Origin of the sequence: Eubacterium album, assembly GCF_025336545.1 — a bacterium.
GTDB classification, from domain to species: domain Bacteria; phylum Bacillota; class Clostridia; order Lachnospirales; family Lachnospiraceae; genus Eubacterium_U; species Eubacterium_U album.
The window spans coordinates 256,576-282,158 of the sequence record NZ_JAODBU010000003.1 but is presented as its reverse complement, the minus strand read 5'-3'; the positions used below and the strand labels follow the sequence as shown (position 1 = coordinate 282,158).

At 32.7% G+C, this 25,583-nt stretch carries 24 protein-coding genes; 4 read left to right on the top strand and 20 right to left on the bottom strand.

The window, feature by feature from the left end:
- Window positions 1-76: 76 nt before the first annotated feature.
- From panD to N5B56_RS03825, 4 genes are all read right to left on the bottom strand, one after another.
- Window positions 77-472, bottom strand: coding sequence for an aspartate 1-decarboxylase (panD, locus tag N5B56_RS03840; RefSeq protein WP_022089761.1), 396 nt, complete (start codon window positions 470-472; stop codon window positions 77-79).
- 308 nt (window positions 473-780) lie between these two features.
- Window positions 781-1,623 (bottom strand): pantoate--beta-alanine ligase, encoded by an 843-nt coding sequence (panC, locus tag N5B56_RS03835; RefSeq protein WP_260978416.1) that lies wholly within the window; start codon window positions 1,621-1,623, stop codon window positions 781-783.
- 154 nt (window positions 1,624-1,777) lie between these two features.
- A complete protein-coding gene (gene panB / locus N5B56_RS03830; RefSeq protein ID WP_022089759.1) occupies window positions 1,778-2,605 on the bottom strand; it encodes a 3-methyl-2-oxobutanoate hydroxymethyltransferase in 828 nt (275 codons plus the stop codon).
- A complete protein-coding gene (locus tag N5B56_RS03825) occupies window positions 2,602-3,510 on the bottom strand; it encodes a Rossmann-like and DUF2520 domain-containing protein (protein ID WP_428979579.1) in 909 nt (302 codons plus the stop codon). Before N5B56_RS03825 ends, panB begins: the two co-directional genes overlap by 4 nt.
- A gap of 297 nt (window positions 3,511-3,807) precedes the next feature.
- Here N5B56_RS03825 and N5B56_RS03820 point away from each other — a divergent pair, with 297 nt between their 5' ends.
- The gene (locus N5B56_RS03820; RefSeq protein ID WP_022089757.1) at window positions 3,808-4,140 is read left to right on the top strand and encodes a PadR family transcriptional regulator; all 333 of its coding nucleotides are present in this window, start codon (window positions 3,808-3,810) and stop codon (window positions 4,138-4,140) included.
- A gap of 29 nt (window positions 4,141-4,169) precedes the next feature.
- Window positions 4,170-4,472 carry a DUF6120 family protein gene (locus N5B56_RS03815; protein WP_118565341.1) on the top strand — a complete coding sequence of 101 codons (303 nt, stop codon included), beginning with the start codon at window positions 4,170-4,172 and terminating at the stop codon, window positions 4,470-4,472.
- Between the two features lie 98 nt (window positions 4,473-4,570).
- Here N5B56_RS03815 and N5B56_RS03810 read toward each other — a convergent pair whose 3' ends face one another.
- From N5B56_RS03810 to gatC, 16 genes are all read right to left on the bottom strand, one after another.
- Window positions 4,571-5,365, bottom strand: a complete 795-nt coding sequence (locus N5B56_RS03810) for a M15 family metallopeptidase (protein ID WP_118565342.1) — start codon at window positions 5,363-5,365, stop codon at window positions 4,571-4,573.
- 91 nt (window positions 5,366-5,456) lie between these two features.
- Window positions 5,457-6,248: a hypothetical protein gene (locus tag N5B56_RS03805; protein WP_117908745.1), complete on the bottom strand. Its 792-nt coding sequence runs from the start codon at window positions 6,246-6,248 to the stop codon at window positions 5,457-5,459.
- Complete coding sequence (locus tag N5B56_RS03800; protein ID WP_117908744.1) at window positions 6,249-7,676, bottom strand: sensor histidine kinase; 1,428 nt, start codon at window positions 7,674-7,676, stop codon at window positions 6,249-6,251.
- Window positions 7,677-7,771: 95 nt separating this feature from the next.
- The gene (locus N5B56_RS03795; protein ID WP_022089752.1) at window positions 7,772-8,425 is read right to left on the bottom strand and encodes a response regulator transcription factor; all 654 of its coding nucleotides are present in this window, start codon (window positions 8,423-8,425) and stop codon (window positions 7,772-7,774) included.
- Between the two features lie 271 nt (window positions 8,426-8,696).
- A complete protein-coding gene (locus N5B56_RS03790) occupies window positions 8,697-9,002 on the bottom strand; it encodes a transcriptional regulator (RefSeq protein ID WP_022089751.1) in 306 nt (101 codons plus the stop codon).
- Between the two features lie 628 nt (window positions 9,003-9,630).
- Window positions 9,631-10,107: a hypothetical protein gene (locus N5B56_RS03785; RefSeq protein ID WP_022089749.1), complete on the bottom strand. Its 477-nt coding sequence runs from the start codon at window positions 10,105-10,107 to the stop codon at window positions 9,631-9,633.
- Window positions 10,108-10,112: 5 nt separating this feature from the next.
- On the bottom strand, window positions 10,113-10,712 hold the full coding sequence (locus tag N5B56_RS03780; RefSeq protein ID WP_158574507.1) for a papain-like cysteine protease family protein: 600 nt from the start codon (window positions 10,710-10,712) through the stop codon (window positions 10,113-10,115).
- 412 nt (window positions 10,713-11,124) lie between these two features.
- The gene (locus N5B56_RS03775; RefSeq protein ID WP_118565344.1) at window positions 11,125-12,564 is read right to left on the bottom strand and encodes a uracil-xanthine permease family protein; all 1,440 of its coding nucleotides are present in this window, start codon (window positions 12,562-12,564) and stop codon (window positions 11,125-11,127) included.
- Window positions 12,565-12,580: 16 nt separating this feature from the next.
- Window positions 12,581-14,518, bottom strand: a complete 1,938-nt coding sequence (locus tag N5B56_RS03770) for a DUF2142 domain-containing protein (RefSeq protein WP_118565345.1) — start codon at window positions 14,516-14,518, stop codon at window positions 12,581-12,583.
- Between the two features lie 24 nt (window positions 14,519-14,542).
- Complete coding sequence (locus N5B56_RS03765; RefSeq protein WP_022089745.1) at window positions 14,543-15,715, bottom strand: FKBP-type peptidyl-prolyl cis-trans isomerase; 1,173 nt, start codon at window positions 15,713-15,715, stop codon at window positions 14,543-14,545.
- Window positions 15,716-15,747: 32 nt separating this feature from the next.
- Complete coding sequence (locus N5B56_RS03760; protein WP_118565346.1) at window positions 15,748-17,001, bottom strand: FKBP-type peptidyl-prolyl cis-trans isomerase; 1,254 nt, start codon at window positions 16,999-17,001, stop codon at window positions 15,748-15,750.
- Between the two features lie 130 nt (window positions 17,002-17,131).
- The gene (gene purB / locus N5B56_RS03755; protein WP_022089743.1) at window positions 17,132-18,562 is read right to left on the bottom strand and encodes an adenylosuccinate lyase; all 1,431 of its coding nucleotides are present in this window, start codon (window positions 18,560-18,562) and stop codon (window positions 17,132-17,134) included.
- Between the two features lie 23 nt (window positions 18,563-18,585).
- Window positions 18,586-20,028, bottom strand: coding sequence for an amidophosphoribosyltransferase (gene purF / locus N5B56_RS03750; protein ID WP_022089742.1), 1,443 nt, complete (start codon window positions 20,026-20,028; stop codon window positions 18,586-18,588).
- 67 nt (window positions 20,029-20,095) lie between these two features.
- The gene (gene gatB, locus N5B56_RS03745; protein WP_118565347.1) at window positions 20,096-21,523 is read right to left on the bottom strand and encodes an Asp-tRNA(Asn)/Glu-tRNA(Gln) amidotransferase subunit GatB; all 1,428 of its coding nucleotides are present in this window, start codon (window positions 21,521-21,523) and stop codon (window positions 20,096-20,098) included.
- Between the two features lie 12 nt (window positions 21,524-21,535).
- The gene (gene gatA / locus N5B56_RS03740; RefSeq protein ID WP_118565348.1) at window positions 21,536-23,002 is read right to left on the bottom strand and encodes an Asp-tRNA(Asn)/Glu-tRNA(Gln) amidotransferase subunit GatA; all 1,467 of its coding nucleotides are present in this window, start codon (window positions 23,000-23,002) and stop codon (window positions 21,536-21,538) included.
- 32 nt (window positions 23,003-23,034) lie between these two features.
- A complete protein-coding gene (gene gatC / locus N5B56_RS03735; RefSeq protein WP_022089739.1) occupies window positions 23,035-23,328 on the bottom strand; it encodes an Asp-tRNA(Asn)/Glu-tRNA(Gln) amidotransferase subunit GatC in 294 nt (97 codons plus the stop codon).
- Between the two features lie 407 nt (window positions 23,329-23,735).
- Here gatC and N5B56_RS03730 point away from each other — a divergent pair, with 407 nt between their 5' ends.
- The gene (locus tag N5B56_RS03730) at window positions 23,736-24,383 is read left to right on the top strand and encodes an orotate phosphoribosyltransferase (RefSeq protein WP_117908729.1); all 648 of its coding nucleotides are present in this window, start codon (window positions 23,736-23,738) and stop codon (window positions 24,381-24,383) included.
- A 334-nt stretch (window positions 24,384-24,717) separates the two neighbouring features.
- Window positions 24,718-25,557 (top strand): PD-(D/E)XK nuclease family transposase, encoded by an 840-nt coding sequence (locus N5B56_RS03725; RefSeq protein WP_118565349.1) that lies wholly within the window; start codon window positions 24,718-24,720, stop codon window positions 25,555-25,557.
- The last annotated feature ends 26 nt before the right edge of the window (window positions 25,558-25,583 follow it).

Here is a 25,583-nt window from a genome sequence, read left to right as displayed (position 1 = left end):
TTCTCCTATTTTTCTAAATCAAATATTCTTCCCTATTTTATCCTATTTTTCTAAATCAGGCAATCTCCCATGTTTTCTATTTTTCCAAGTCAAATAATCTTCCATGTTTTTCGTAATTTGTAAGTCTTGTAATTTTGTTGTCATCATCTACGAAAACAACCTTTGGCTTGTTTTCTTTAACTTCCTCAGGTGTCATCTGTGCATAACACATAATAATTACCTTATCGCCTAATGATACACAATGTGCTGCTGCTCCATTTAAGCAAATCATTCCTGAACCGCGTTCACCGGCAATTGCATAAGTTTCAAATCTATTTCCATTATCTACGTCAGCAATCTGAACTTTTTCATATTCTAAAATTCCTGCTGCATCTAATAAATCCTCATCAATTGTTATGCTTCCTACATAATCTAATTCTGCCTGTTTTACTGTTGCACGGTGTATCTTGCTTTTTAACATTTCTATCTGCATTTTTATTTCCTTCCGCTTTTATTTTTACATTGTATTCCGTCTGCCATGCCCCATTCTAAAATGCTCCGCATTTTATCATGGACGGCTGCGCCGTATACCTGCATTTTTTTGCCATGCCCCATTCTAAAATGCTCCGCATTTTATCATGGACGGCTGCGCCGTATACCTGCATTTTTTTTGCCATGCCCCATTCTAAAATGCTCCGCATTTTATCATGGACGGCTGCGCCGTATACCTGCAAATAATTTTTTTCATATTTGAGAGCAAGCTCTCATCTGAAAAAATTATTTGCAGGTGCATGGCTTGGCTTAATCCCAAATGGTATTGTCTATTAATCTTGTTTTTCCGATGTAAACTGCCATAGCTACTAACATTGGCTTCTGGACTTTCTTGATTTGTTGCATTGTTAGTCCATCAACTGCCTTAACATAATCAATTCGGGCAAGTGGTTCAGTTTCAATATTTTTCTTCATAGCTTCAACAATCTTATCCGCATCAGTTTCACCTGCTTCAAGCATTTCTCTTCCAAGCTTAACTGTTCTGCTTAAAATTAAAGCTGCTTTTCTTTCTTCTGCTGAAAGATATGTGTTTCTTGAACTCTTTGCAAGTCCATCTTCTTCTCTTACTATAGGGCAACCGATAACTTCAATATCAAAATTTAAATCCTGTACCATATGCTTAATAATCGCTAACTGCTGAGCATCCTTCTGGCCAAAATAAGCTCTGTCAGGGTTTACGATGTTAAATAATTTGCTTACTACTGTACATACACCTCTGAAATGAACAGGTCTGCTAAGTCCACATAATTCTTCTGTCAACACTGACATATCAACGTATGAACTAAAACCATCTTTGTACATTTCTTCAGGTTCAGGATTAAAAATCAAATCTGCGCCAAGGCTTTCACAGAATTTGCTATCCTTTTCTAAATCTCTTGGATAACTTTCCAAATCTTCTGTTGGTCCAAACTGCATTGGATTTACAAATATGCTGACTACAACTTTATCATTTTCTTCTCTTGCTTTCTTTATAAGACTTCCATGTCCTTCATGAAGATATCCCATTGTTGGTACAAATCCAACTGTCTGTCCTTCTTTTTTCCAAGTATTTACATTTTCTCTAACTTCTTTAATTGTTTTTACTACTTTCATTGTTCGTCCTCCTGTAATCTGTATTGCCTCTCCATTCGGTCAGCGGCTATTCGTCGGAAACATTTATAGAAAATGAACTTCGTTCATTTTGTTTCCTCCTGTATTCTGTATTGCCCCTCCCTTCGGTCGGCGGCTATTCGCTTTTTACAATTCTTTAATATAATTTTCCTATTACTTCATCATCTATTTTATATGAATGTTCTGCAGCCGGAAAAGTCTGATTGTTAATTTCCTCTTTGTACTGTCTGAACGCGTTTTTCATTACTTCACCAACATTTGCAAAATTCTTAACAAACTTTGGAACGTAATCTGTAAACATTCCTAGCATATCCTGATATACCAAAACCTGTCCGCTACAACCTGCTCCTGCTCCAATTCCAATTGTAGGAATTGAAAGTTCTTCCGTAATCTTTGTAGCAAGCTTTTCAGGAACACATTCAAGTACAAGCATTGAAGCTCCTGCTGCTTCTACTGCTCTTGCATCATCTATTAATTTCTGAGCTGCATCTTCTGTCTTTCCCTGTACCTTATATCCACCAAGTGCGTTAATTGACTGTGGTGTAAGTCCCAAATGAGCACAAACCGGAATTGATGCTTTAACAATAGCTTCTATCTGTGGGCAAACTTCTTTTCCGCCCTCTAATTTTACCATCTGCGCACGTCCCTCTTTCATAAGTCGACCTGCATTTACAACTGCATCATATACTGATGACTGATATGACATAAATGGCATATCGCAAACGATTAACGGGTTCTTTGCCCCTCTTGCAACAGCTGCGCAGTGATGAATCATATCTTCCACTGTTACGCTGATTGTATCTTCGTAACCAAGCATTGTATTTCCAAGAGAGTCACCTACTAAAATTGTATCAACTCCTGCCTCGTCCATAAGCTTTGCTGTTGAATAATCGTAACATGTAAGCATTGCAATTTTTTTATTTTCTGCTTTCATATTCTGAAGTGTTGTTACTGTAGTTTTCATTTTAATATTTCCTCCATCTCACTATAATCAATATTTTTATCTCTGTTCTCCGCAACTTTCAAAACTTCCAAAGATACTGCCTTATATGTTCTTTTTTCATCATCATTAAGGCATTCCAAATGTTTTTTTATTGTGCCAATATCATTTCTCTGAATAGGTCCCGTAAGTGCATTAACCGTTCCGTCATTAATAATATGTTTGATATTTCCCATAACGATAGGCGTAATTGCCTCATGAGCACTTTTTTCATCAAATCCACATTCCTTAAGCAGATTTTCACTCATGTTAATAAGTCCTACCACAAGATTACTGCAAACAGCTGCCGCAGCATGATATTTGACTTTATCTTTTTTGTCTATGGTAATAACTTTATTTCCCAGATTTTCAAATAGACTAATCATCCGGTCTAAATATTTTGTATCACCTTCAATTGTAAAATAACTATTGGAAAGCTCTTTGTAAGAATCGTATTTATTACTTACTGCAAAGAGTGGATGGATGGAGTAACCGTAACAATTCATGTCGGTTATATCCGAAAAGACATCTGACGACATAGCGCCACTACAATGACAAATAATCTTATTCTTAATGTGCTGACTTTTCAACTGATTCCATACAGACTTAATCTGCCCATCAGATACCGTCAAAAAAATCACATCACTATCCGCTATTAAATCATTGATTTCTTTGTATTCTTTACTGTTTGTAAATTCTGCTGCTTCCACAGCATCATGTTCAAATTCACTGTAATAGCCACAAACATTCTGACCATTTTCAGCAAAATATTTTCCAAGGGAAAAGCCAACTTTCCCTGCTCCTATAAATCCAATTTTCATGGCATCCCTCCTAACCTTAGTTACGGGATAATGAGTCCGATTTTCTAAAATGAAATATCGGCTATGCACACTCAAATTATTAATATAAGAAATTGTCTTTTGGTATAGTTTCTTTCGAATACCATCCATAAAGCCGCAATAACATAGCGGTCTTTCCTCGAGACACTCTATCACAATTACAAAAATTTCGCAAGGGTATCTACATTTTGAACTTTTAAATATAGAAAAAATATATAGCCTTAAAATAAGAATAGCCTGCCATCTTTCAATGTTATTCTTATAACCTATATAATTTGTTATTCAAAATATTGATTTATATAATTAAATATATTATACTTGTCACATCATTTGAAAGTAGGTGTAATTGTGGCTGAACGAAATTATTTTATTAATGGAATAACTGAATTACTTATTCTATCTTTTTTAAAGAATCACGATGCTTATGTATATGAGATTACTAAAAGCATTGAAGAGAAATCAGGTGGACTTCTTTCTATTTCTCAAAATACTATTTATACAGCTACATACAAGCTTGAGAATGAAGGAAAAATTAGTGAATATTCTAAATTAGTTGGTAGAAAGAGAACTAGAATTTACTATCACATTGAAGATGAAGGTATTAATTATCTTGAGCAATTATCAAATAATTACAACAATACTATAAATGGTGTTAAGACTATTTTAGATTCACTTAATTAATTTTTTACGAAAGGGGGATAAACTATATAATGAATAGAGTATGTAAGATGTATGTTAAGAACGTAAAATCAGCATTTCCCATTATAGGTAAATCTGAAAGACTATATATAGAAAAATTGCAAAACTATCTTGAAGAATATTGTAACGAATATAATATTTCTTCTCTTGAAGAACTATATAAAAATTTTGGTACTCCTGATGATGTAATTAATTCATATTTTGTTTGGAATGCTAACAACAATTTGTACTATAATGTACATAAATTAAATATAGTAAGTTGTGTTTTTCTTACTATTATTGCAGTTCTTCTGTTATTTTCAATTGTTATATAATTTATGATTATCAGAAATAAAACAACCTTCAAAGATAAGAAACATTTCTATTTTTTGAAGGTTATTTTTTACTCTTCTATTTCACTCTCAACCTGTTATTATTCATCTAAATATTCTTCTAAGCAAATTCCCTTACTCATTATTTCTTTTGCTGCTGTTTTACCGACATATCTGTAATGCCATGGTTCATATATTACACCTGTTATCTTTTTCTTATTCTCAGGATATCTCAATATAAATCCATATTTCCAACAGTTTTTCATCAACCATTTTTGAACCGGTGTATTCTCCTGTTCGTTCTCTAACATTTGATAGTTATCATCTACTATATCTACTGCAAGCCCGATTTCATGCTCACTTGTTCCCGGAATAGCCACTACGGTTGCGGCTTCGTTTTTTGCTTTCGTTTGTGAATAACCTTCATTTAAAAGATCATAAATTTTCTGTTCATATAAAATCTTTTGCTTTCTATGGCTTCTATATGATGAACAAATAATAGGGTCAAGTCCTTCATCTCTGCAATCATCCATCATTTGCTGTAATTCTTCATAACATCTCTTATCTATTGCCTGTCCATTCTTCAATTGCACCACATCAATTTTTGTATCACTGTTAATTTTATTTTGATAATTCACAAGAATCAATTTCCAATCTGATTTTTTAGATGGCTTAGTTGTTTCTATAGTTTTCTCATTTTTATTAGCAGCTCTTACATTATTTTTAGTAATCACAAATTTTCCAAAGTTATTCACACACCCTGTAATAATAATCAATGCTATTAATATTCCTAATACACCTATGCACTTTTTCAATTTACTTTTTCTTAATTTTTTTATTTCATTGCCCCTTTCCTTTTCTTTTCTTATTTTGTATCCATTTTCACTTGTGTACATAAAAAACACCTCACTATGATTTTTTGTTATAAATCATCATAGTAAAGTGTTTCTAAAAAACGGCTATGTTTTGGCATCGTTTTGGCATCATTTACTGATTAAAATAAACTCCGTATTTATCGGTATTCATATACACTATAATTTGTTTTTTTGAATTATTATCAGATAACATTATTTCTATCTGCCCGTAATTTTTATTATTAATTTGCGCTTCCACTCCATAATATTTTCCAAGTGCTTTTACAAATTCTTCTACATCAGTAATAAATGGTGTATATTCTACATTTTCATAATCTATTGAAAATCCACATACAAGCCCTGTTGCATCCTCTATCTGCATGTTTATACTAATTCCCTCAATACCTTCTAAATTACAATTCCATATAACCATTTTAGTTGCAGTTGCTTCACTCATAATTTTTTTCTGCATCTTACTATTTTTTTTGTTCTCATCACTAGCAGTTGCATTGGATGTTCCTGATATTCCATAATTCAAATTATCGTTTACATATATTGAATTTTGTGAGTCTTCTATATATAAATCTGCTGATTCATTATGATACTTTATATTCTCAAAGTCTAAATCTGAAGAACAATATTCTTTTATAATTTTCAAAAATGATTTTTCCTGTTCATATATTTCAGCTCTGCTTTTTTCCATACCACTTACTATTTCACGCGAATAGTAAAAATTATTATTTGATATATTGTTTAATATATTAAATATTTCATTCTCAGTTTTAAATTCAATTTGATTTATGTTATATTTAGATACTTTTCCCTGAAGAATTTTATCCTGATATGTTAAAACTGTTTTTGGGAAAAGAGCACCTACAGTTATCATTATGGCAACCAAAGCTATTGTTTTAATTCTATACCACATTTATGCTCTTCCTCCCTTCAGTTCTACCGTTACAGTTGTTCCTTCATTTTCTTTACTTTCAAATTTAATATCGCCATTATGAACTTCTACAATTTTTGCACACAGCGCCAATCCTAATCCGGCTCCACCCTGTTTTCTTGAACGTGATTTATCAACTCTATAAAAAGCTTCTGTTATGTGTTGTAATGCTTCCGGCGGCATTCCTTTTCCATTATCCTTTACGATAATTGAACAACCATTATCTGTCATTTTAACTTCTACACTAATTATACCATGCCCGTTATCAGTCATTGCTTTTCTACTATTATCCATTAAATTAATTATAAGGGAACGCACAAGGTCTGGTTCTAACAGGCAGACTCCTTTTTCATAGTTATATTTTAATGCAATATTTCTTTTCAAATAATCAGCTTTAAGATTTTCTACTAACTGTTCAACTATTTTCCCCGGCGAAACTAAAACCAATTTCACCTCACTATTTTCAGTTACAAATATGTCCAATAGTTTTAGTGACAATCTTTCTAATCTCTTGCCCTCTGAAAAAATATAATTTGCTGCTTCTACCTGTTCATCCATTGTCAGTGCCTGACTTCGTAACAAATCCGCATATCCTATAATTGAGGTCATAGGCGTCTTTAGTTCATGAGTAAAATTTCCTATAAACTGATTCTGACTTTCCATTGTATCCTTCAATTCAATTATATTATTTTCCAGTTTGTCCGCCATTTTATCAAATTCCCTTGCCATTGTTCCTATTTCATCTTTTGTCTTTATTCTTGAACGATACGAAATATTACCTGCGGCAATTGCTTTTGATGTTCTTGACAATCTTACTAATGGTCTTGTCATTATAAATGAATTGCTGTACGAAAGTATTCCACATAAAGCAATCATTATTGCAAATACTTCATAATATATTTGCTGTAGTTTATCCCTTTCTTCATATATCGGTGAAATATCATATGCTACATCTAAATAACATTTTTCTTTTCCTACTTTTAATGCCCCTGAAACTTTAAGATATTTTTCTTTATCATTTCCTGCTATTACTTTTGTAATGCAACTTTTCTCGTCGACATTTTTCTTTGATTTTGTACTTTCTAATAAACTTCCCGATTTATCTTTCATTTTTCCATCTTTATACAATTCATTTTTTTCTGTATAAATATGTATTCCAGCCCATGATGTATTTCTTTGAGTTGACATTTCCTTAATTGTATTTGATATATCTTTGCTGTCAGCCCACGCTTCTACACCATTTACTACTTTTAGTGTATTTAATATCATTTCATATGACTGGATTGCACTTTTCTTTTCCCTATCCAATGCGCTGTTAAATGAGTTCAAAATCAGTGCACTTGAGCCTGCACCAAATATAATTGAAAGTATACTTATCATGCATACAACTACTTTGGTTCTAAATTTCATTCCGTTATTCCAATCTTTATCCTTTATCTATACTTCTTTGATTAAAAATATATTTTTCATTTGTAACCTAGTCCTGCTTTTATTTTAAATTTGTTCTATACTTCTAATCTATATCCTACTTTATTAACTGCTTTTAATTCTTTCTGCCATCCAACTTTTTTTCGCAATCTTTGTATATGCAAATCAACAGTTTTTGTACCATATTCGTATTCTTCTCCCCAAACTCTCTCATATATTGTTTCCCTATAAAGTGCCACATTTGGATTATGTGCAAATAATAACAGTATATTATATTCCTTTGGTGTCAGCAAAATTTCCTTTCCATCGCGGCTCACTTTCATTGAAATCATGTCTATCTGCAATCCTGCTATATTAATTACATTGTCTGTCTTATTATATCTTCTAAGTACAACGTCAACTCTTGCCAACAATTCTGTTGTTTCAAATGGTTTTACTATATAATCTTCTGCTCCCATTCTAAGTCCTCTAACCTTATCCTCAACTGAATTTTTTGCTGTCAGAAAAATTACAGGTATTTTACGTGGTTCTATATATTCTAAAATTTCAAAACCATTTACTTTAGGTAACATAATATCCAATAAAATTAAATCATATGTTTTTTCATTTATTTTATCTATTGCAATTTCACCATCTAATGCTGTATCACATAAATACCCCACTCTTTTTAAACTCATCTTTATTAAATCTGAAATTGGTTTATCATCTTCGACTACTAATATATTAATCATTTGTTATATTACTCCTGCCATGCTTTCTTGCATTTTATGTATTTTTCGTATATTTTGAAATTAATTATACATCAAAACGGCATCCAAAAAGCATACTTTAGAAAAATAAAAACAGATAGTCTTTATTACGAAGTGCCACCTTTCAATCGTTAGCTTCTGTTCTAACTTTTGAAGATTGGCACACTGTAACAACTATCTGTTTTTATTTTTCTATTATAACCACTATTAATGTTTAGTAAGAATCTTATTTACTTATACAATTTTCCATGAATCACTCTGTATTATTAATAAAAGTACCATTGAGTATTTTCTCTAATAAATTAACATAGGCTTCAAATTGTTCTATTCCAAATTCTGTTATCTTATAACTTGTTTTAGGTCTTTTTCCGCATATAGTTTTTTTCGATTCAATATATCCCCATTCTTCCAATTTGGATAATTGCACACTGATATTACCATCTGTAGCTTTTGTAATCTGCTTTAATTCTTTAAAAGTCTTTTCTCCATTAAGCAAACAACTTATTAACTTTAATCTTATCGATAAACTAAATGCTTCCGGTATATTAGATATTTGCACTTTTTTTCTCCTGACGTAACAATATTAAACCTAGACCGATATATCCAAATATATTAACTACACAATAAAATATGGAGGATATGCTTATTTGTAATTGGTTATCCAAATTTAATTTAATATAAATATTTACAGTTGGCAATACTTTAATAGTTATAAAACAAAACAGAATTAAAATTGCCAATCCCACTAACCCTCTTTTGTTTACTATATATCCAACAGTAATTATTGCAATGCAAACTAACACTATATTAATTAAGTTCTCATAATCTGTTAAGAATACTAAGTTATCAGTTACCAATTCACTTTTACTTAAAGCCAGCACTAATCTTGTTGCAAACAATATAAATGGTGTTGATATTGCTAATATTCCCCAGATACTAAGAGTTGATAAATAGTATCTATTACTTGCCCTTCTTTCATTCACTTTATATTATAAAGTTATTTTTATTTTAAAGTTATATTGTAAAATTGTCAAGAAAAAAGATAATCAATTATACGAATCGATTATCTTTTTTACAAATATTAACATTATCTATTTTTGTTATCTTAAACTATTTTTTTATAATTCATATAATATATAAAAATATAATACTTATCTTATTTTTATGAAATATATTATATAAATTATTTACTTAACTTTCTTTTTCCCCTGATGACCAGTCGATGTATCTTCAAATAAATATTCTAGTCCATTTTTTTTTGCTTCATCTTCAATAATTTCTTCAACACTTGGAATAACATCATATTTTGTATAATAATATTCATTATTGTAAGAAATATAATCGCTTAATATTACTATTCTTTCCTCTTGATTACCATCACTTATTAAATCCAAGAAAATTCCACCTGCCCGTTCTTCTGCTTTTTCTTTACGTTCCACCGGAACAGTTGATAAAATCTCTACTATATTTTCTACATCTACTTTATCAGTTATTTCAATACCTTGCCCACCTATCCAATAAACAATCTTATTATATTCTTTATTGTTAAGAATATTATTTTTATCAGTTTTTTCATTTTTTGTATTTATTTCATCATTACTACATGCTGTGAGTAAATATCCAACTATAATTATTATACCAAATATATATACTTTTATCTTCATTACTCTTATCCATTTCTAGCAGCTGTATATTTCCAAGTCCATACACTATTATTATATGAAAACGTTGTTCCGGCCGTTTTGTATAATACAATAGAAGTACTCTGTGTACCAGGATTCCAAAAATATACATACTTTTTCTGATTATTAACTTTATATCCAAAACATGCAACCGCATGTCCGTTTCCACTCGAAGTTGCTGCAACATAAATAGGTCTCTTCTGATCAATATTCTTTTTTACCAGAGTCCAACTAATTTGGTTATATATTGCCTTATACATAACTCCATATAGATTTAATGCTAAAGACGCATTTTCTAATGTTCCACCTGTATTATATTCTATTCCCATTCTATCCGCAACATTTTTAGCTGTATATGCCGTTCCATTTCTATAGTTTACTATAGTTGCAACAGATGCCGCCCAACATAATCCATATTTTCCTTGCCCTTGTTGATTAAACAATCCACATACAACTACATTACTTGCTGTATTGAGAAATTCCGGGGTATATGTCGCCTTATCAGCTATTTCACAACTAATAGTTCCACTATTAGTATCATTTTTTATATTTATCCCTTTTATTATGTAATCAATTTTTTTATTCATATTCATTTTTAACAAATAGCTTTTAAATAAACCTTCTTCGCTCCATACAATTTTTCTTTCATTATATTCTTACCTCCTGTTACTATATATTTTTAATTCAATTATATCATTAGCAATATTTTTGTCAACATATGCTTTCTTCTATGATATATTTGTATATTTTATATTTTATTATTCGTGTAATAATAAATAATAATAAATATATCCTTTTTTTCATTAATATAATAAAATGATTTATCAATTTAATTAAAAATTACATTGCCTATATATAACAATACAAATACTGAAGTCAAAATCGGTATATTTCTTTATTTGTACAAAAAAGCATACTTTACAAAATAAAAAACCTTCAAAATAAGATTTCTCCCATTTTGAAGGTTTTAATTTATCTGTAATCTATTTTTCTGCGTTTCTATTTCTGCTCAGCCTTTTGTGCTGCAACTTCTTCAATTTCTTTTTTAACTAATTCTTCATCATTAAATTCATAGTCATTTCCAGGAAGAATTGCATTTAATAAAATACCTGCGATTGCGGCAACTGCAAGTGATGTAAGGCTAATATCAAAGCTTCCGATTGAGAAGTCAATTGATGTAATACCTAATGCACATACTAAAATAATTGCGGCAACCATAAGGTTTCTGCTCTTTGTTAAATCAACTTTATTTTCTACCATGTTTCTTATACCGATACTTGAAATCATTCCATAAAGTACAAATGAAATACCACCGATAATACCTGTTGGTAAAAGGTTAATTCCTGCTGCTACCTTTGGTGAGAATGAAAGTAAGATTGAAAATACTGCTGCAATTTCAACTACCTTTGGATCATAAACCTTTGTTAAAGCAAGAACACCTGTGTTTTCACCATATGTTGTGTTAGCCGGTCCACCAAATAAAGCTGAAAGAGTTGTTGCAAGACCATCTCCTACTAATGTTCTCTTAAGACCAGGATTAGCAAGGAAGTTTCTTTCTGTTGTTGCACTGATTGCTGAAATATCTCCGATATGTTCCATCATTGTTGCAATAGCGATTGGAACAACAGCGATAATTGCACTTACTGCTAATTTAGCATCCGGCACATTACCAAATACAATTTCATTACCATGAATTGGTAATCCAATCCAAGCTGCATTTTTAAAATTAATCCATTTATCAATTGATACTAATAAGAAATTTGGGTTTCCAAACATTGCCACATATTCATTTCCATCAACCCATACATGACTTCCTGTTGTGATAGCTAAAATAACTGCTATTGCAATTGCTACTAATACACCTAAAAGAATTGGAAGGATTTTTGCCATTCCTCTTCCCCAAATGTTAAATACAATTACTGCACCTAATGCAATTAAAGCAATAACCCAGTTTGTCTGACAGTTTGAAACTGCACTTCCTGCAAGACTTAAACCGATTGCTACAATAATTGGTCCTGTTACAACAGGTGGGAAAAATTTCATAATCTTCTTTATATCAAATATTGCAAACAATGCTGCAACTACCAAATATAAAAGACCTGCCACAGCAACACCTAAGCATGCATATGGAAGCATATTAATATCTGAGCCTTCAGGCTTCAATCCGGCTACAGCTGCATATCCACCTAAAAAGGCGAATGATGAGCCAAGGAATGCAGGAACTTTTCTACCTGTAATAAAGTGGAATAATAAAGTTCCTAAACCTGCCATCAATAATGTTGTTGCAACATCCAACCCTGTAAGAAGCGGAACTAATACTGTTGCGCCAAACATAGCGAAAGTATGCTGTAAACCAAGTACAAGCATCTTTGGTACTCCAAGAACACTGGCATCGTAAATACCGTATTCACCAATTGTGTTTTTCTCGTTTTTGTTCATTTTTTCCTCCTAAAGTTTATATTAATCTACCACAGATTAACGTTTGATAAAAGCATACACCGGCTAACACCAATGCCGCTCCTAGCACAATTTGATAATATCGCTGCTTTGATACCTTTATCTGAATTCTGTTATTCCATAAAGTGTACGCAGCCGGAAGCAAAAGCGGTATAAAATATCTTGCCTGAACTCCTTCTATTGCATCCGCTCCAATAGGTGTAAATGCCAGATACATAGCAAGCCATACCAAAGCCACACTACATACAACTGCAATTCCATTTACAACTCTAATTGTCTTTATATTTTTAGGTTCATTTTGTTCATCATCTGTATTTGTCAGAAACAACATTGCAAGAACAGGTAATAGAACAAATGACCATGCATCTTTTAGCATTCCAAGTCCATATAAATTTAAAAACATTAAATTACTTGGTAAAAACTGATTTTTCGTCTTATCTCCAAAGTTTCTAAAATTATCAAAAGTAAATATCTCATGGATAAACATCTTAATAAATGCTATCGGATGTTTAATTATTGAAACTAACTGACCGATAATTCCCGTATTTCCACCTCTGGTGTCTCCACCATAACCTGAATTACCCTGTAATAAATTTATGATTACATGTCTCATGGAAATTAGTGCCATAACCATACACACTGCAATTACTGCAACTGCTATAAGAGCTATTGTCCTCTTTCCATTAGCGGATTCTTTCACTCTGTCCTTTATTATTTTCCACAATATAGGAACCATCAAAATCATAACAGGAAAATAAACCGGTTTCGCAATACATCCTATGCCAAGTAACACTGCCACAAGTGCAATCTGTTTCCATGTCGTTTCTTTGTCATTATTTGTGTCATCCATTAAATTCATCCAAAGTACAAATCCAAGATTCATACATGCAAATATTACTCCATCATAAGTGTATAAACTTGCCTGAAATAATAAAGTAGGCATTAATGCTAATGTAGCAACAAGTAACTTCTTTCTCCTTGCCACATAAATAACAAAGCAATTAAGCAATGCACAGAATATAAGATTTCCAAATCTTCCAATTGTATACTGCATCGTATAAGGCAATCCTATCGCCTCACAAATATGATAACTTACAATCATCGGCAGATAAACTATATATCCTTTATTGATAAGTCCAACCGGTTTCTGCTGTTTTAATGCATTATTAGAAATGTTATTCATGTACTTGTTTAACATTTTAAGCTCTTCTCTTGTATTTGCTACCGGAGCCTCTCTTGTGCAATTTAACTTTGATGCTTCATTCCAATTAACTTTCTGATGAAAATTTAATGTATAAATTGAATTATAATGAACTTCTTCATCCCATGTCGTTGACACAGGACCTGAAGCCATAATAATCAGACTTCCAAATCCAAGTGCAAATATAAGATAGAAAATCTGGACTTTTTTTAAATATATTTCTCTTTCAAAAATTAATATCAGGCCTAAGAAAATAACTAAAGCAAAAAATGCCATTCTATAGCCATTAAAATTCGCCTTATTTGAATATGATATCTCACTTACATTGATTTTTTCCGGAGAAGTAAATATTACCTGGAGTTTTGAAACTTTCTCCCTAACATTCGTATAGGCATACCCGAATTCCGGGTATGCCTTATCTGTAATTTCAACTGACTTTGTCTTTCCAAAATCATTAACAACGGTAGCCACTACAGTGTATGAATTTTTCTCCAAAGTCTCAGCCTTAATTTTTAATTTGTTTACGTAAACAGCCTTGTCCATATTCTGTGAATAAACTAAATCACCATCTTCATTCAATTCACCTGAATTACTAAACAAAACTGCTTCATAGCTTTTTGTCAGGGAAGGATAGTTCATCCCAAATTCAATTACAACTGCAATAATTATTGCAAATGCAATTTCTAAAATAATTCGAATCTGAGGCTTAACTTTTTCTAATGATATATTCTTCATCTAACTTCCTTAACCTTATTTATTCTACTCAGCTGTTGTTTCTTCTGTTGTTGTCTCGTCTGCCGGTCTTGAACCTTCTAATATTTTTGCATTATCTGCGATAAGCTGATTTACAGCTTCGTTAAATGCAACTGATTCTTTAATAATAACCTGTCCATAGTATGCCTGATACTGTGTAAAATATGATTCTAATTCATCAACAGACTTATATCCCATTGATGTAGCTACTTTCTTAAGTCCTGCATTGTAATCCTTTTCTGATGCCCAAAGACCTTCGCTAATTGCAATTCCTTCAATTACCATTGCCTGCTTAGCAGTTTTTTGTGCTGAATCTTCCATCTTCTTGTTCCAGTCTTTCTTTGACATCTTGCATGCTTTAAGATATGTGTCAAGATTTGTCTTGTACTTAGACTGAAGACGTGAAGCCATTGCGCTGTTATTGAAATCTTCTATGCTTTCAACTTCTTTTTCATCGTAAGCTGCAACATCACATTTATCAACATAATCACTAAATACTGCATTTACAATTTTATTTGTTCTAAGCTGATTGCTTATATAGCTCTTTAATTCATCTACTGTCTTTGTTCCGTACTGTTTTTTGTAATTCTTTTTTACAAATTTATCAGTAAGTTCAGGAAGAACTTTTCTTGAATTAATCTTTACTACAAATTTGACTTTCTTTCCTGCAAGAGTTAATTCATTGCCGTCTGCATCCTTAGATGTCTGTGAATAATCTTTAGGGAATTTAAGGTTAAGAGTTACTTCTTCACCAACTTTATGTCCTACAAGCCCTTCTGCAAATCCATCTATAAACTGACTGTTGTCAATGTCTAAATCATAATTAGTTGCTGAACCACCGTCAAACTTGAAATCTTCGCCATTTAACTTAATTGTTCCTGTATAGTCAATATTAACTGTATCAGATTCTACAACCTTACCCTTTGTAACTACATTGCTGTCCTGCTTTTCTTTTAAAAGGTTGTCTATCTGGCTCTGAACTTCTGTATCTTCAACTTTAATTTCATCTTCATAAACTTCTAATCCTTTGTAATCAGCAAGTTTAATTGAGCCCTTTATTAAATCTGTTGAAATCTTTTTACCACTGGCACTGGTAACAGTTCCCTTCTGGTTATTACCACAACCTGCCATTGTTACTGCCATTGCTAATGTAAGTGTTAATGCTATAGCTTTTTTCATTGTAATACGCTCCTTTATAGTAATCCCACCAATTATTCAGCTGTTGTTTCTTCTGCCTCTGTTGTCTCTTCTACTGATGCATCTTCTGCTGCTGTTGTTGCTTCTGTTGTTGTTTCTTCTGGTCTTGTACCTTCCTTAACATTTCCTTTATCAATTAAGATTTCCATTGCGTCAAGATATGTGCACTGAATTGTAAATGTATCTTCGGCATCAATTTCCTGTCCGTAATATGATTTATAGTACTGTTCATAAGCATTGATAAAGTCATCAACCTTTTCATACTTGCTCTGTGCTGCAATCTGCTTTAACCATTTATTGTATCTTTCTTCTTTTAATACTGTTCCTGATTTTTCAACTACTGCACAAATAACCGCGTATGTCTTAAACTGATTTGTAATGCTTTCTTTTATCTTTTTCTTTAAATCTGCTTCTGATTCTCCATTACCATACTGTGTAAGGTAATCATCCATTGTCATTGACTGCTGTTCTAATGTATCCTTAAAGCTTGAAAGCTGTTTATCAACCTCTTTCTTTACACCATCTTCATCTACTTTGACATCACATTTTTCAACGTAATCAGCTAATGCATTTGTACTTCCAACTTTTGAAATTTCTAACTGATTCTTAAAATACTCTTTTAAGCCGTCGGCTGTTTCTACACCATATTTGTCTTTTAAATTCTTCTTTACATAATCATCTGTAAGTTCAGGTGTAACTTCTTTTACAATCTTATTAATTGTTACTTCAAATTTAACTTTCTTTCCTGCTAATTTAAGTTCGTTACCATCAGCATCTTTTGTTGAATTTGTATAATTTTCAGGGAATGTTAAGTTTAATTCAACCTTTTCTCCTACTTTATGTCCAACTAAACCTTCAGCAAATCCTTCAATATATGAGCTGTTTGCAATATCTAATGTCTGGTTATCTGCTGTACCACCATCAAATGCAAAATCTTTTTTCTTTACCTTAACTGTTCCAACATAACTGATGTCAACAATTGACTTATCTGTAACATCTGTTTCATCTGTATCTTCGTATGACTTATCTGATTCAAGTACTGAGTTAATTTCACTATCTACATCATCGTCTGAAATACTAACTTCATCTGAGTACATTTCAAATTGATCGTAATCAGCTAACTTAACTGTTCCATAGTAACTTGATTTACATTTATCATAGTCGCTTCTCTTTCCTGTAGCGTCTGCTATCTTTTCCCCTGCGGCACATCCTGCTAATGATATTGTCATCATCACAGCCATTGCCACTGCTAAACTTTTCTTAAACATCTTGTTCTCCTCTTTTCATAACTGAAAAAATCAGTTGTATTTCGTGTCACACACATACAACCGATTTTATCACATTTTATTTAATATTTAAAGACTTTATTGCTTGTTCACAATTACGTCACAATTAAATTTATACGTTAATTGTTGCTGTTAATCCTAAGATTTCTTTATTTGCATCAAGAATTGGCTGAATTTCATCTCTCAAGAATTCTTCAACCTGTTCAGGTGAACGTCCTACATACTTACTTGGGTCCATTGTCTTCTGTAAGTCTTCTAAACTCATGTTAAATGATGGGTCATTTGCAATAAGTTCAAGTAAATTGTTGTCTAAGCCTTTTTCCTTAACGTTCTTTCCTGCTTCCATTGAAAGTGTACGAATCTTTTCGTGCATTTCCTGACGGTCGCCACCTGCTTTAACGGCATCCATCATAATATTTTCTGTTGCCATAAATGGAAGTTCACTCATGAGTCTCTTTTCAATAACCTTTGGATATACAACTAAACCATCTACTACATTTAAGTATAAATCAAGAATTCCATCGATAGCAAGGAAGCATTCCGGAACGCTTAATCTCTTATTTGCTGAATCATCTAATGTTCTTTCGAACCACTGTGTTGCTGATGTAATAGCCGGATTTAATGCTGTAACCATAACATAATTTGCAAGAGATGCGATTCTTTCACTTCTCATAGGATTTCTCTTGTAAGCCATTGCTGATGAACCTATCTGATTCTTTTCAAATGGTTCTTCAATTTCCTTCAAATGCTGTAACAAACGAATATCATTTGAGAATTTATGAGCACTTGCTGCGATTCCTGCAACAACGTTTAATACTCTTGTATCCATCTTTCTTGAATAAGTCTGTCCTGAAACAGGAAAGCATTTTTCAAATCCCATTTTCTTTGCAATCTTATTTTCAAGTTCTTTAATCTTTTCATGGTCTCCTTCAAATAATTCAAGGAAACTTGCCTGTGTTCCTGTTGTTCCTTTAGAACCTAACAACATCATGCTGTCAATCATGTAATTTAAATCATCCAAATCTAATTTTAATTCCATTAACCATAATGTTGCTCTCTTACCTACTGTTGTAGGCTGTGCAGGCTGAAAATGTGTAAAAGCCAATGTAGGCTGAGATTTATATTTATCAGCAAATTTAGCAAGTTCATTGATAACGTTAATTAATTTCTTTCTAACAAGTTTTAATGCTTCTGTCATTATAATTATATCTGTGTTATCACCAACGTAACATGATGTTGCTCCTAAATGGATAATTCCCTTTGCCTTAGGGCACTGCTGACCATAAGCATAAACATGAGACATTACGTCATGACGAACTAATTTTTCTCTTTCTTTTGCTACATCGTAGTTAATATCATCTGCATGAGCCTTAAGTTCATCAATCTGTTCCTGTGTAATGTTTAATCCTAATTCCATTTCAGATTCTGCTAATGCAATCCATAATTTTCTCCATGTTTTAAACTTCATATCAGGTGAAAAAATATACTGCATTTCCTTACTTGCATATCTTTCTGATAATGGGCTTTGGTATCTGTCGTTCATAAATTCCTCCTTAACATTTGACCTTATTTTATATATTCTCCACGGATATCCTCTTTTGGTGGCTCCATTGGATATTTTTCATCAAAACATCCTGTGCAAATCCCAAGTCCGCCTGCGATTTCTTTTAATCTTTCAACTCTAAGGTATCCTAATGAATCTGCACCGATTATTTCGTTGATTTCTTCTATTGTTCTATTGTGGGCAATTAACTGATCTCTTGATGGTATATCAGTTCCAAAATAACATTCATATAAGAATGGTGGTGAACTGATTCTTACATGTACCTCTGTGGCACCTGCATCCTTTAACATCTGAACAATTCTATCACTTGTGGTTCCTCTTACAATTGAATCATCAATCATTATTACTCGTTTACCACAAACTGCCTCTTTTAAAACATTTAATTTAATTCTAACACTTGATTCCCTGCTCTTTTGCTGAGGTTTAATAAATGTACGACCAACATAACTGTTTTTGACAAATGCTGTTCCGTAAGGGATTCCTGATTCCATTGCATAACCCATGGCTGCTGCATTTCCTGATTCAGGTACACCCACAACAACATCTGCTTCAACCGGGGAATCCATAGCTAAGAATCTTCCTGCCATAATTCTTGAATGATATACACTCACTCCATCAAAATTGCTGTCCGGTCTTGCAAAGTAAATATATTCAAATACACATCTTGCTTCTTTTGCCTTAGGAAGACACATTGATGTATCTGATTTAATTCCATCTTTGTCAATAGTTACAACTTCTCCCGGAAGTACATCTCTTACAAATTCAGCACCAATTGTATCAAGGGCACATGTTTCAGATGCTAAAATATAAGCATTGTCCCTTTTGCCAATACATAATGGTTTAAAACCAAATGGATCTCTTGCACCAATAAGTTTTCGAGGACTTGAAATTACGAGTGCATAAGCACCTTTTAATTTCTTCATCGCATTTGTAACTGCTTCCTGTGCTGTCTTTGCATTAATTCTTTCCCTTGCAACAAGATAAGCAATAACTTCCGAATCAATTGTTGTTTGGAAAATTGCTCCTGTATATGCTAACTCATCACGAAGTTCATTTGCATTAATCAAATTACCATTGTGAGCAAGCATCAATGTTCCTTTAACATAATTGATTACAAGTGGCTGTGCATTACTAGGAATACTTTCACCTGCTGTAGAATAACGAACATGTCCTACACCGATATTTCCGTGAAGTTTTGACAAATTTTCGCTGTTAAATACTTCATTTACAAGTCCCATTCCTTTTAACAAATCCACTTTTCTAGGTCCAAACGTGTCTGATACAGAAATACCACAGCTTTCCTGTCCTCTGTGCTGCAGTGCAAATAATCCATAATAAATGGATGATGCAACATCATTGCCATCTAAATCATACATACCAAACACACCACATTCTTCATGCAGTCCATCATCTTCCCAATTTTGTTGAAGCTCGATACTATTCATTTTCTTTTCTCCACCTACGTATACTAACTTTTATATTTTTCCATTGCATTATATATCAATGCGACAACTATAGCAACTCTCTAAGCATCTGATTTATCATCTGCGGATTAGCCTTACCCTGTGTAGCTTTCATTGTCTGACCTACTAATGCTCCAATCGCCTTCTGATTTCCACCCTGATAATCTGCAACTGCCTTAGGGTTGTTAGCAATGACTTCCTCGATTATCTTCTTAAGGTCATCTGTATTGTTGTCCATCTTCAATTCATGTTCATCTACATATTTTTCAGGGTCTATGTCATCATTAAACATTGCCTCAAATACTTCTTTGGCAACTGTTTTGTTAATTACGTTGTCATCAATAAGTTTTAAGAACTTACTAAAGTTATCGGCAGAGAATTTAACCTCGTCAGGTTCAATTCCTTTTTCCTTTACAAGACGCATTGTTTCTACCATCAACCAGTTGCTGGCTTCTTTTGGTTTGCTTCCATTTGCAACTGCTGCTTCTAATAAAACTGTTAAAGGTTTATATAAAGTCAAAAGATTCGCGTCATATTCAGGAAGTCCATATTCTTCAATGTATCTTTCTTTCTTTTCATCTCTGAATTCAGGCTGTTCTGATTTTAATCTTTCTAACCATTCATCACTAATATTGATTGGAACCAAATCAGGGTCCGGAAAATATCTGTAATCCTGTGCATCTTCTTTTGAACGCATTGCATAAGAATACTCTTTTGTATCGTCCCATCTTCTTGTTTCCTGAACAACTTCCTGTCCTGATTCTAATAAATCAATCTGTCTTTCTCTTTCATTTTCAATTGCTCTTGCAATCGCCTTAAATGAGTTAAGGTTCTTTGTTTCTGTTCTTGTTCCAAATTCAGCTGCTCCAACTTCCCTTACTGAAAGGTTAACGTCAGCTCTCATTGAACCTTCATTTAACTTACAGTCAGAAGCTCCTAAATACTGAATTATCATACGCAATTTTTCAAGGTATGCAATTACTTCTTCTGCTGAACGCATATCTGGTTCTGATACAATTTCAATAAGCGGTACACCTGAACGGTTAAAGTCTACTAATGAGCAGTCAGCCCAATCATCATGTACAAGCTTACCTGCATCTTCTTCCATATGAATCTCGTGGATTCTTACTTTTTTCTTTCCTTCTTCTGTTTCAATTTCTACATATCCGTCTCTACAGATTGGAAGATATAACTGTGAAATCTGATAATTCTGTGGATTATCAGGATAAAAATAATTCTTTCTGTCAAATTTACAATTCTGTGTGATTTTACAATTTGTTGCAAGTCCTACTGCTGCTGCATATTCAACAACCTGCTTATTTAATACAGGAAGTGAACCCGGCATTCCTGTACAGACAGGACATGTATGTGTATTTGGTGCTCCTCCGAATTCTGTTGAACAGGAGCAAAAAATCTTTGTTTTTGTTGCTAATTCTACATGAACTTCAAGTCCAATGACTGTTTCGTACTGTTTCATTTACTTCACTCCTTATGCTTCTACTAATGGGCAATGCTCATATTCTCTTGTCTGTTCATAAGCATATGCTGCTCTTATAATTGTCTTTTCCTTAAAGCAGTCTCCAATAATCTGCATTCCTATTGGAAGTCCGTTAGAATCCTTTCCACAAGGAACCGTAATTCCCGGAAGACCTGCCAAATTAACTGATATTGTATAAATATCTCCAAGATACATCTTAATAGGGTCAGCAAGACTGCTTCCAATCTTAGGAGCTGTTGTAGGTGCAGCCGGTGCGATAATAACGTCATATTTAGCGAATGCTTCATCAAATGCCTTTTTAATTAAAGCTTTTGTTCTTAAAGCTTTTAAATAGTACGCATCATAATATCCACTACTTAATACAAATGAACCAAGCATAATTCTACGCTTAACTTCTTCACCAAAACCTTCTGAACGTGTCTTTTTATACATGTTATGAAGACCTTCATATTCCTGTGTTCTGTATCCGTATTTTACACCGTCAAATCTTTCAAGGTTTGAACTTGCTTCCGCACTGGCAATTACATAATATGCAGGAATTGCATATTCAACAAGGCTTAAATCAAATTCTTCTACGATTGCGCCTTTGCTCTTTAAAACTTCTACTGCATTTAAAATAGAATCTTTTACTTCTTTATCTAATCCATCACCAAAATAGTCTTTAGGGATACCAATCTTCAATCCCTTAACATCATCAACTAATGCTTCAGTGAAGTTATAATCGTCTCTCTTAACTGATGTTGAGTCTTTCTCATCGTGACCCGCTATTGTTTCAAGTATTGTAGCTACATCAGTAACATCTTTTGCAACAGGTCCAATCTGGTCTAATGATGAACCGTATGCAATTAGTCCGTAACGTGAAACCGTTCCGTATGTTGGTTTAATTCCTGTTACTCCGCAAAATGAACTTGGCTGTCTGATTGATCCACCTGTATCTGAACCTAAAGCATATGAGCATTCTTCTGATGCAACAGCTGTACATGAACCACCTGATGAACCACCCGGTACATGTTCTGTGTTCCAAGGATTCTTTGTTGCTCCAAATGCAGAAGTTTCTGTAGTACTTCCCATGGCAAATTCATCCATGTTAGTCTTTCCAATTATAACTGCTCCTGCTTTTTCAAGATTTTCAACTGCTGTAGCTGTATAAGTAGGAACAAAGTTTCCTAAAATTTTAGAACTACATGTTGTAAGCATGCCTTTAGTACACATGTTATCCTTAATAGCTACAGGCACGCCTGCTAATGGTCCTGTAAGTTTTCCTTCGTCAATTAACTTCTGAACTTCTTCAGCTTTCTTTAATGCCTCTTCTTTATTCGTTACAGTAACAAAACTATTAATTGTCTTGTCCTGCTTTTCTATATGAGCAAATGCATCATTTACCGCATCTACAACTTTAACCTCGCCGCTTTTAATCTTTTTCCCAAGTTCAACGGCTGTTAAACTCATTAAATTCATAACACTATATCCTTTCATTTGCTGTAAGTAAATTATTCTACTGTCTTTGGAACAACAAATGCTCCGCCTCTTTCCTCCGGTGCATTTGCAAGAATATTTTCTCTGTCATCACCGTTTACAACAACGTCTTCTCTAAATACATTGTTTACAGGGAATATGTGGCTCATTGGCTCAACATTACTTGTATCTAACTGATTTAACATATCAATATAATCAAGCATTCTGCCCATATCACTCTTTGCTTTTTCTTTCTCATCATCTGAAAGTTCAAGCTTTGCTAAAATTCCAACATACTCTATTGTCTCGTCTGAAATTATATTTGCCATATCTTCCTCCTCTAGCATTCCTTTAAGTTATGGTTATTATAATGAACAATCTGTTTTATTCAAATAAATTAACTTTTATATTAAATATACAGACTTACCCCATTAAACCATAAACATCTACTCTTCAATATAGCATAATCACCGTATTACTTGCAAATAGTTTCACTAATTTCTTTATTTTTATTCATATTGCAGGTTTTATTATTATTCCTTTAAATATTTCCACTAAATTTATAACGATTTTTAACCTTTAAATTACACTTAATTATTTCATTTGTCAGCTTTGTGATGTATAATATTAGTATATTTTTGAGCGGAGACAAATAAATTTGAGTAGAAACAATTTCTCAGATTTTATAAATAATAAAGAGCATAATGCTCTGTTACTACAAGGAGGTAGACACATTATGGACGAGGGAAGAATTGTAAAATATTATGCTTCAAAAAATCCTAACATTGCCCTTAAAGTTATAAAGGGACATTTTGCTACTACTCATTCACACGTTAGTCATTATCTTGATATGACTACAATGAAAACAAGACAACGTGAAGCTGAGCAGATTGCAGTCGCAATGAAGGATTACTACAACGTTATGGGGAAACCTATTGACACAATCGTATGTATGGACGGATGCGAGGTCATTGGAGCTTTCTTAGCAAGCGAACTTACTAAGGCCGGAGTATTATCTATGAATGCACACAAGACAATTTATGTTATTTCACCTGAATATGATTCTAACGGCCTTATGATATTTAGGGATAATCTTAAGCATGAAATTAAGAATAGAAATGTTCTTTTATTGCTTGCTTCTGCAAGTACCGGAACTACTGTAAAGAATTGTATTGAATGTGTTTCCTACTATGGTGGAATTCTTCAGGGTATATCTGCTATATTCAGTGCCGTTGATAACGTTGACGGTTACCACATCGATTCTCTGTTTAAGGCAGATGATATTCCGGGATACAACATTTACTCTCACAATGATTGCCCTATGTGCAAGGCAAATGAGAAAATTGAAGCCATCGTTAATGGATATGGGTATAGTGAATTATAATGTAATCTTTGCATTAAAGGTCAGACTACTATACGAAATATAAAACTGAATAGTAATAATATTTTAAGGGTATTGCATCGACTAAATGCAATACCTTTTTATGTAAAATCTTATTTTTCTCTGCTAATATTTAATATTATTCCGGCTAGTAATACGCAACATATTGTTGTTATTGACATTTTGATAAATTGTGATGTATAATTAGTTGTACACATACAGTATGTGTACAATCGGTGAAAACTATGGTATAAATCAAATTATCTACGTAATAAAGTATTATTTCTGCATAATTTAGATTTTTATATAGTTGTCAATGAACAAAAGAACAATTATAATGAAAGGTAATAAAAGATTGAGCATAAGTGAACAACTACAAAACAATAAAGATTTAGAACGCCTACAGGCTCTACGATATATAGATGATGATTTTATGACAGTATGCTTAGAAGATAACTTCGAAGCTGTTGAACTAATACTTAGAATAATATTGAACCAAGATGATATTATTATTAAGTCTATAAAGACACAGGATCCTCTTAAAAATCTACAAGGACGCTCTGCTGTATTAGATGTGCATGCATCAGACAGTACCGGTAGAAAATTTGATATTGAAATTCAAAGAGCTAATAAAGGTGCAGGTTCCAAAAGAGCCCGTTATAACAGCAGCCTGTTAGACGCTCATATATTAAAGCCTGGTGATAGTACTGATAACATGCCCGATAGTTATGTGATTTTCATTACAGAAAATGATGTTATGCATGGAAATCAACCTTTATATCATATAGACAGATACGTTGTGATGGAAGGCGAAAAGAAACTTTTTGGTGATGGCTCTCATATAATATATGTTAATGGAGCATATCGGGGAAATGATGCGATTGGAAGACTCATGCATGATTTTTCATGTACAAATCCTAACGATATGAATTATAAAGAATTAGCAAAAAAAGCAAGATATTTCAAAGAAGAGAAAGAAGGTGTTGCATCTATGTCACAAATATTAGAAGATATGAGAAATGAAGTTGCAAAAGAAACTGCTAAGGCAACTGCGAAAGAAACTGCAGAACGGATGATAAAAATCGGCAAAATGTCCCTTGATGAAATTGCTACATATGTTCCCACATTATCAATTGACGAATTAAAAGAATTAGAAGAACAGGTTACAAGAGTTTAAATATGAATGGTGTAATTTTTTCTAAG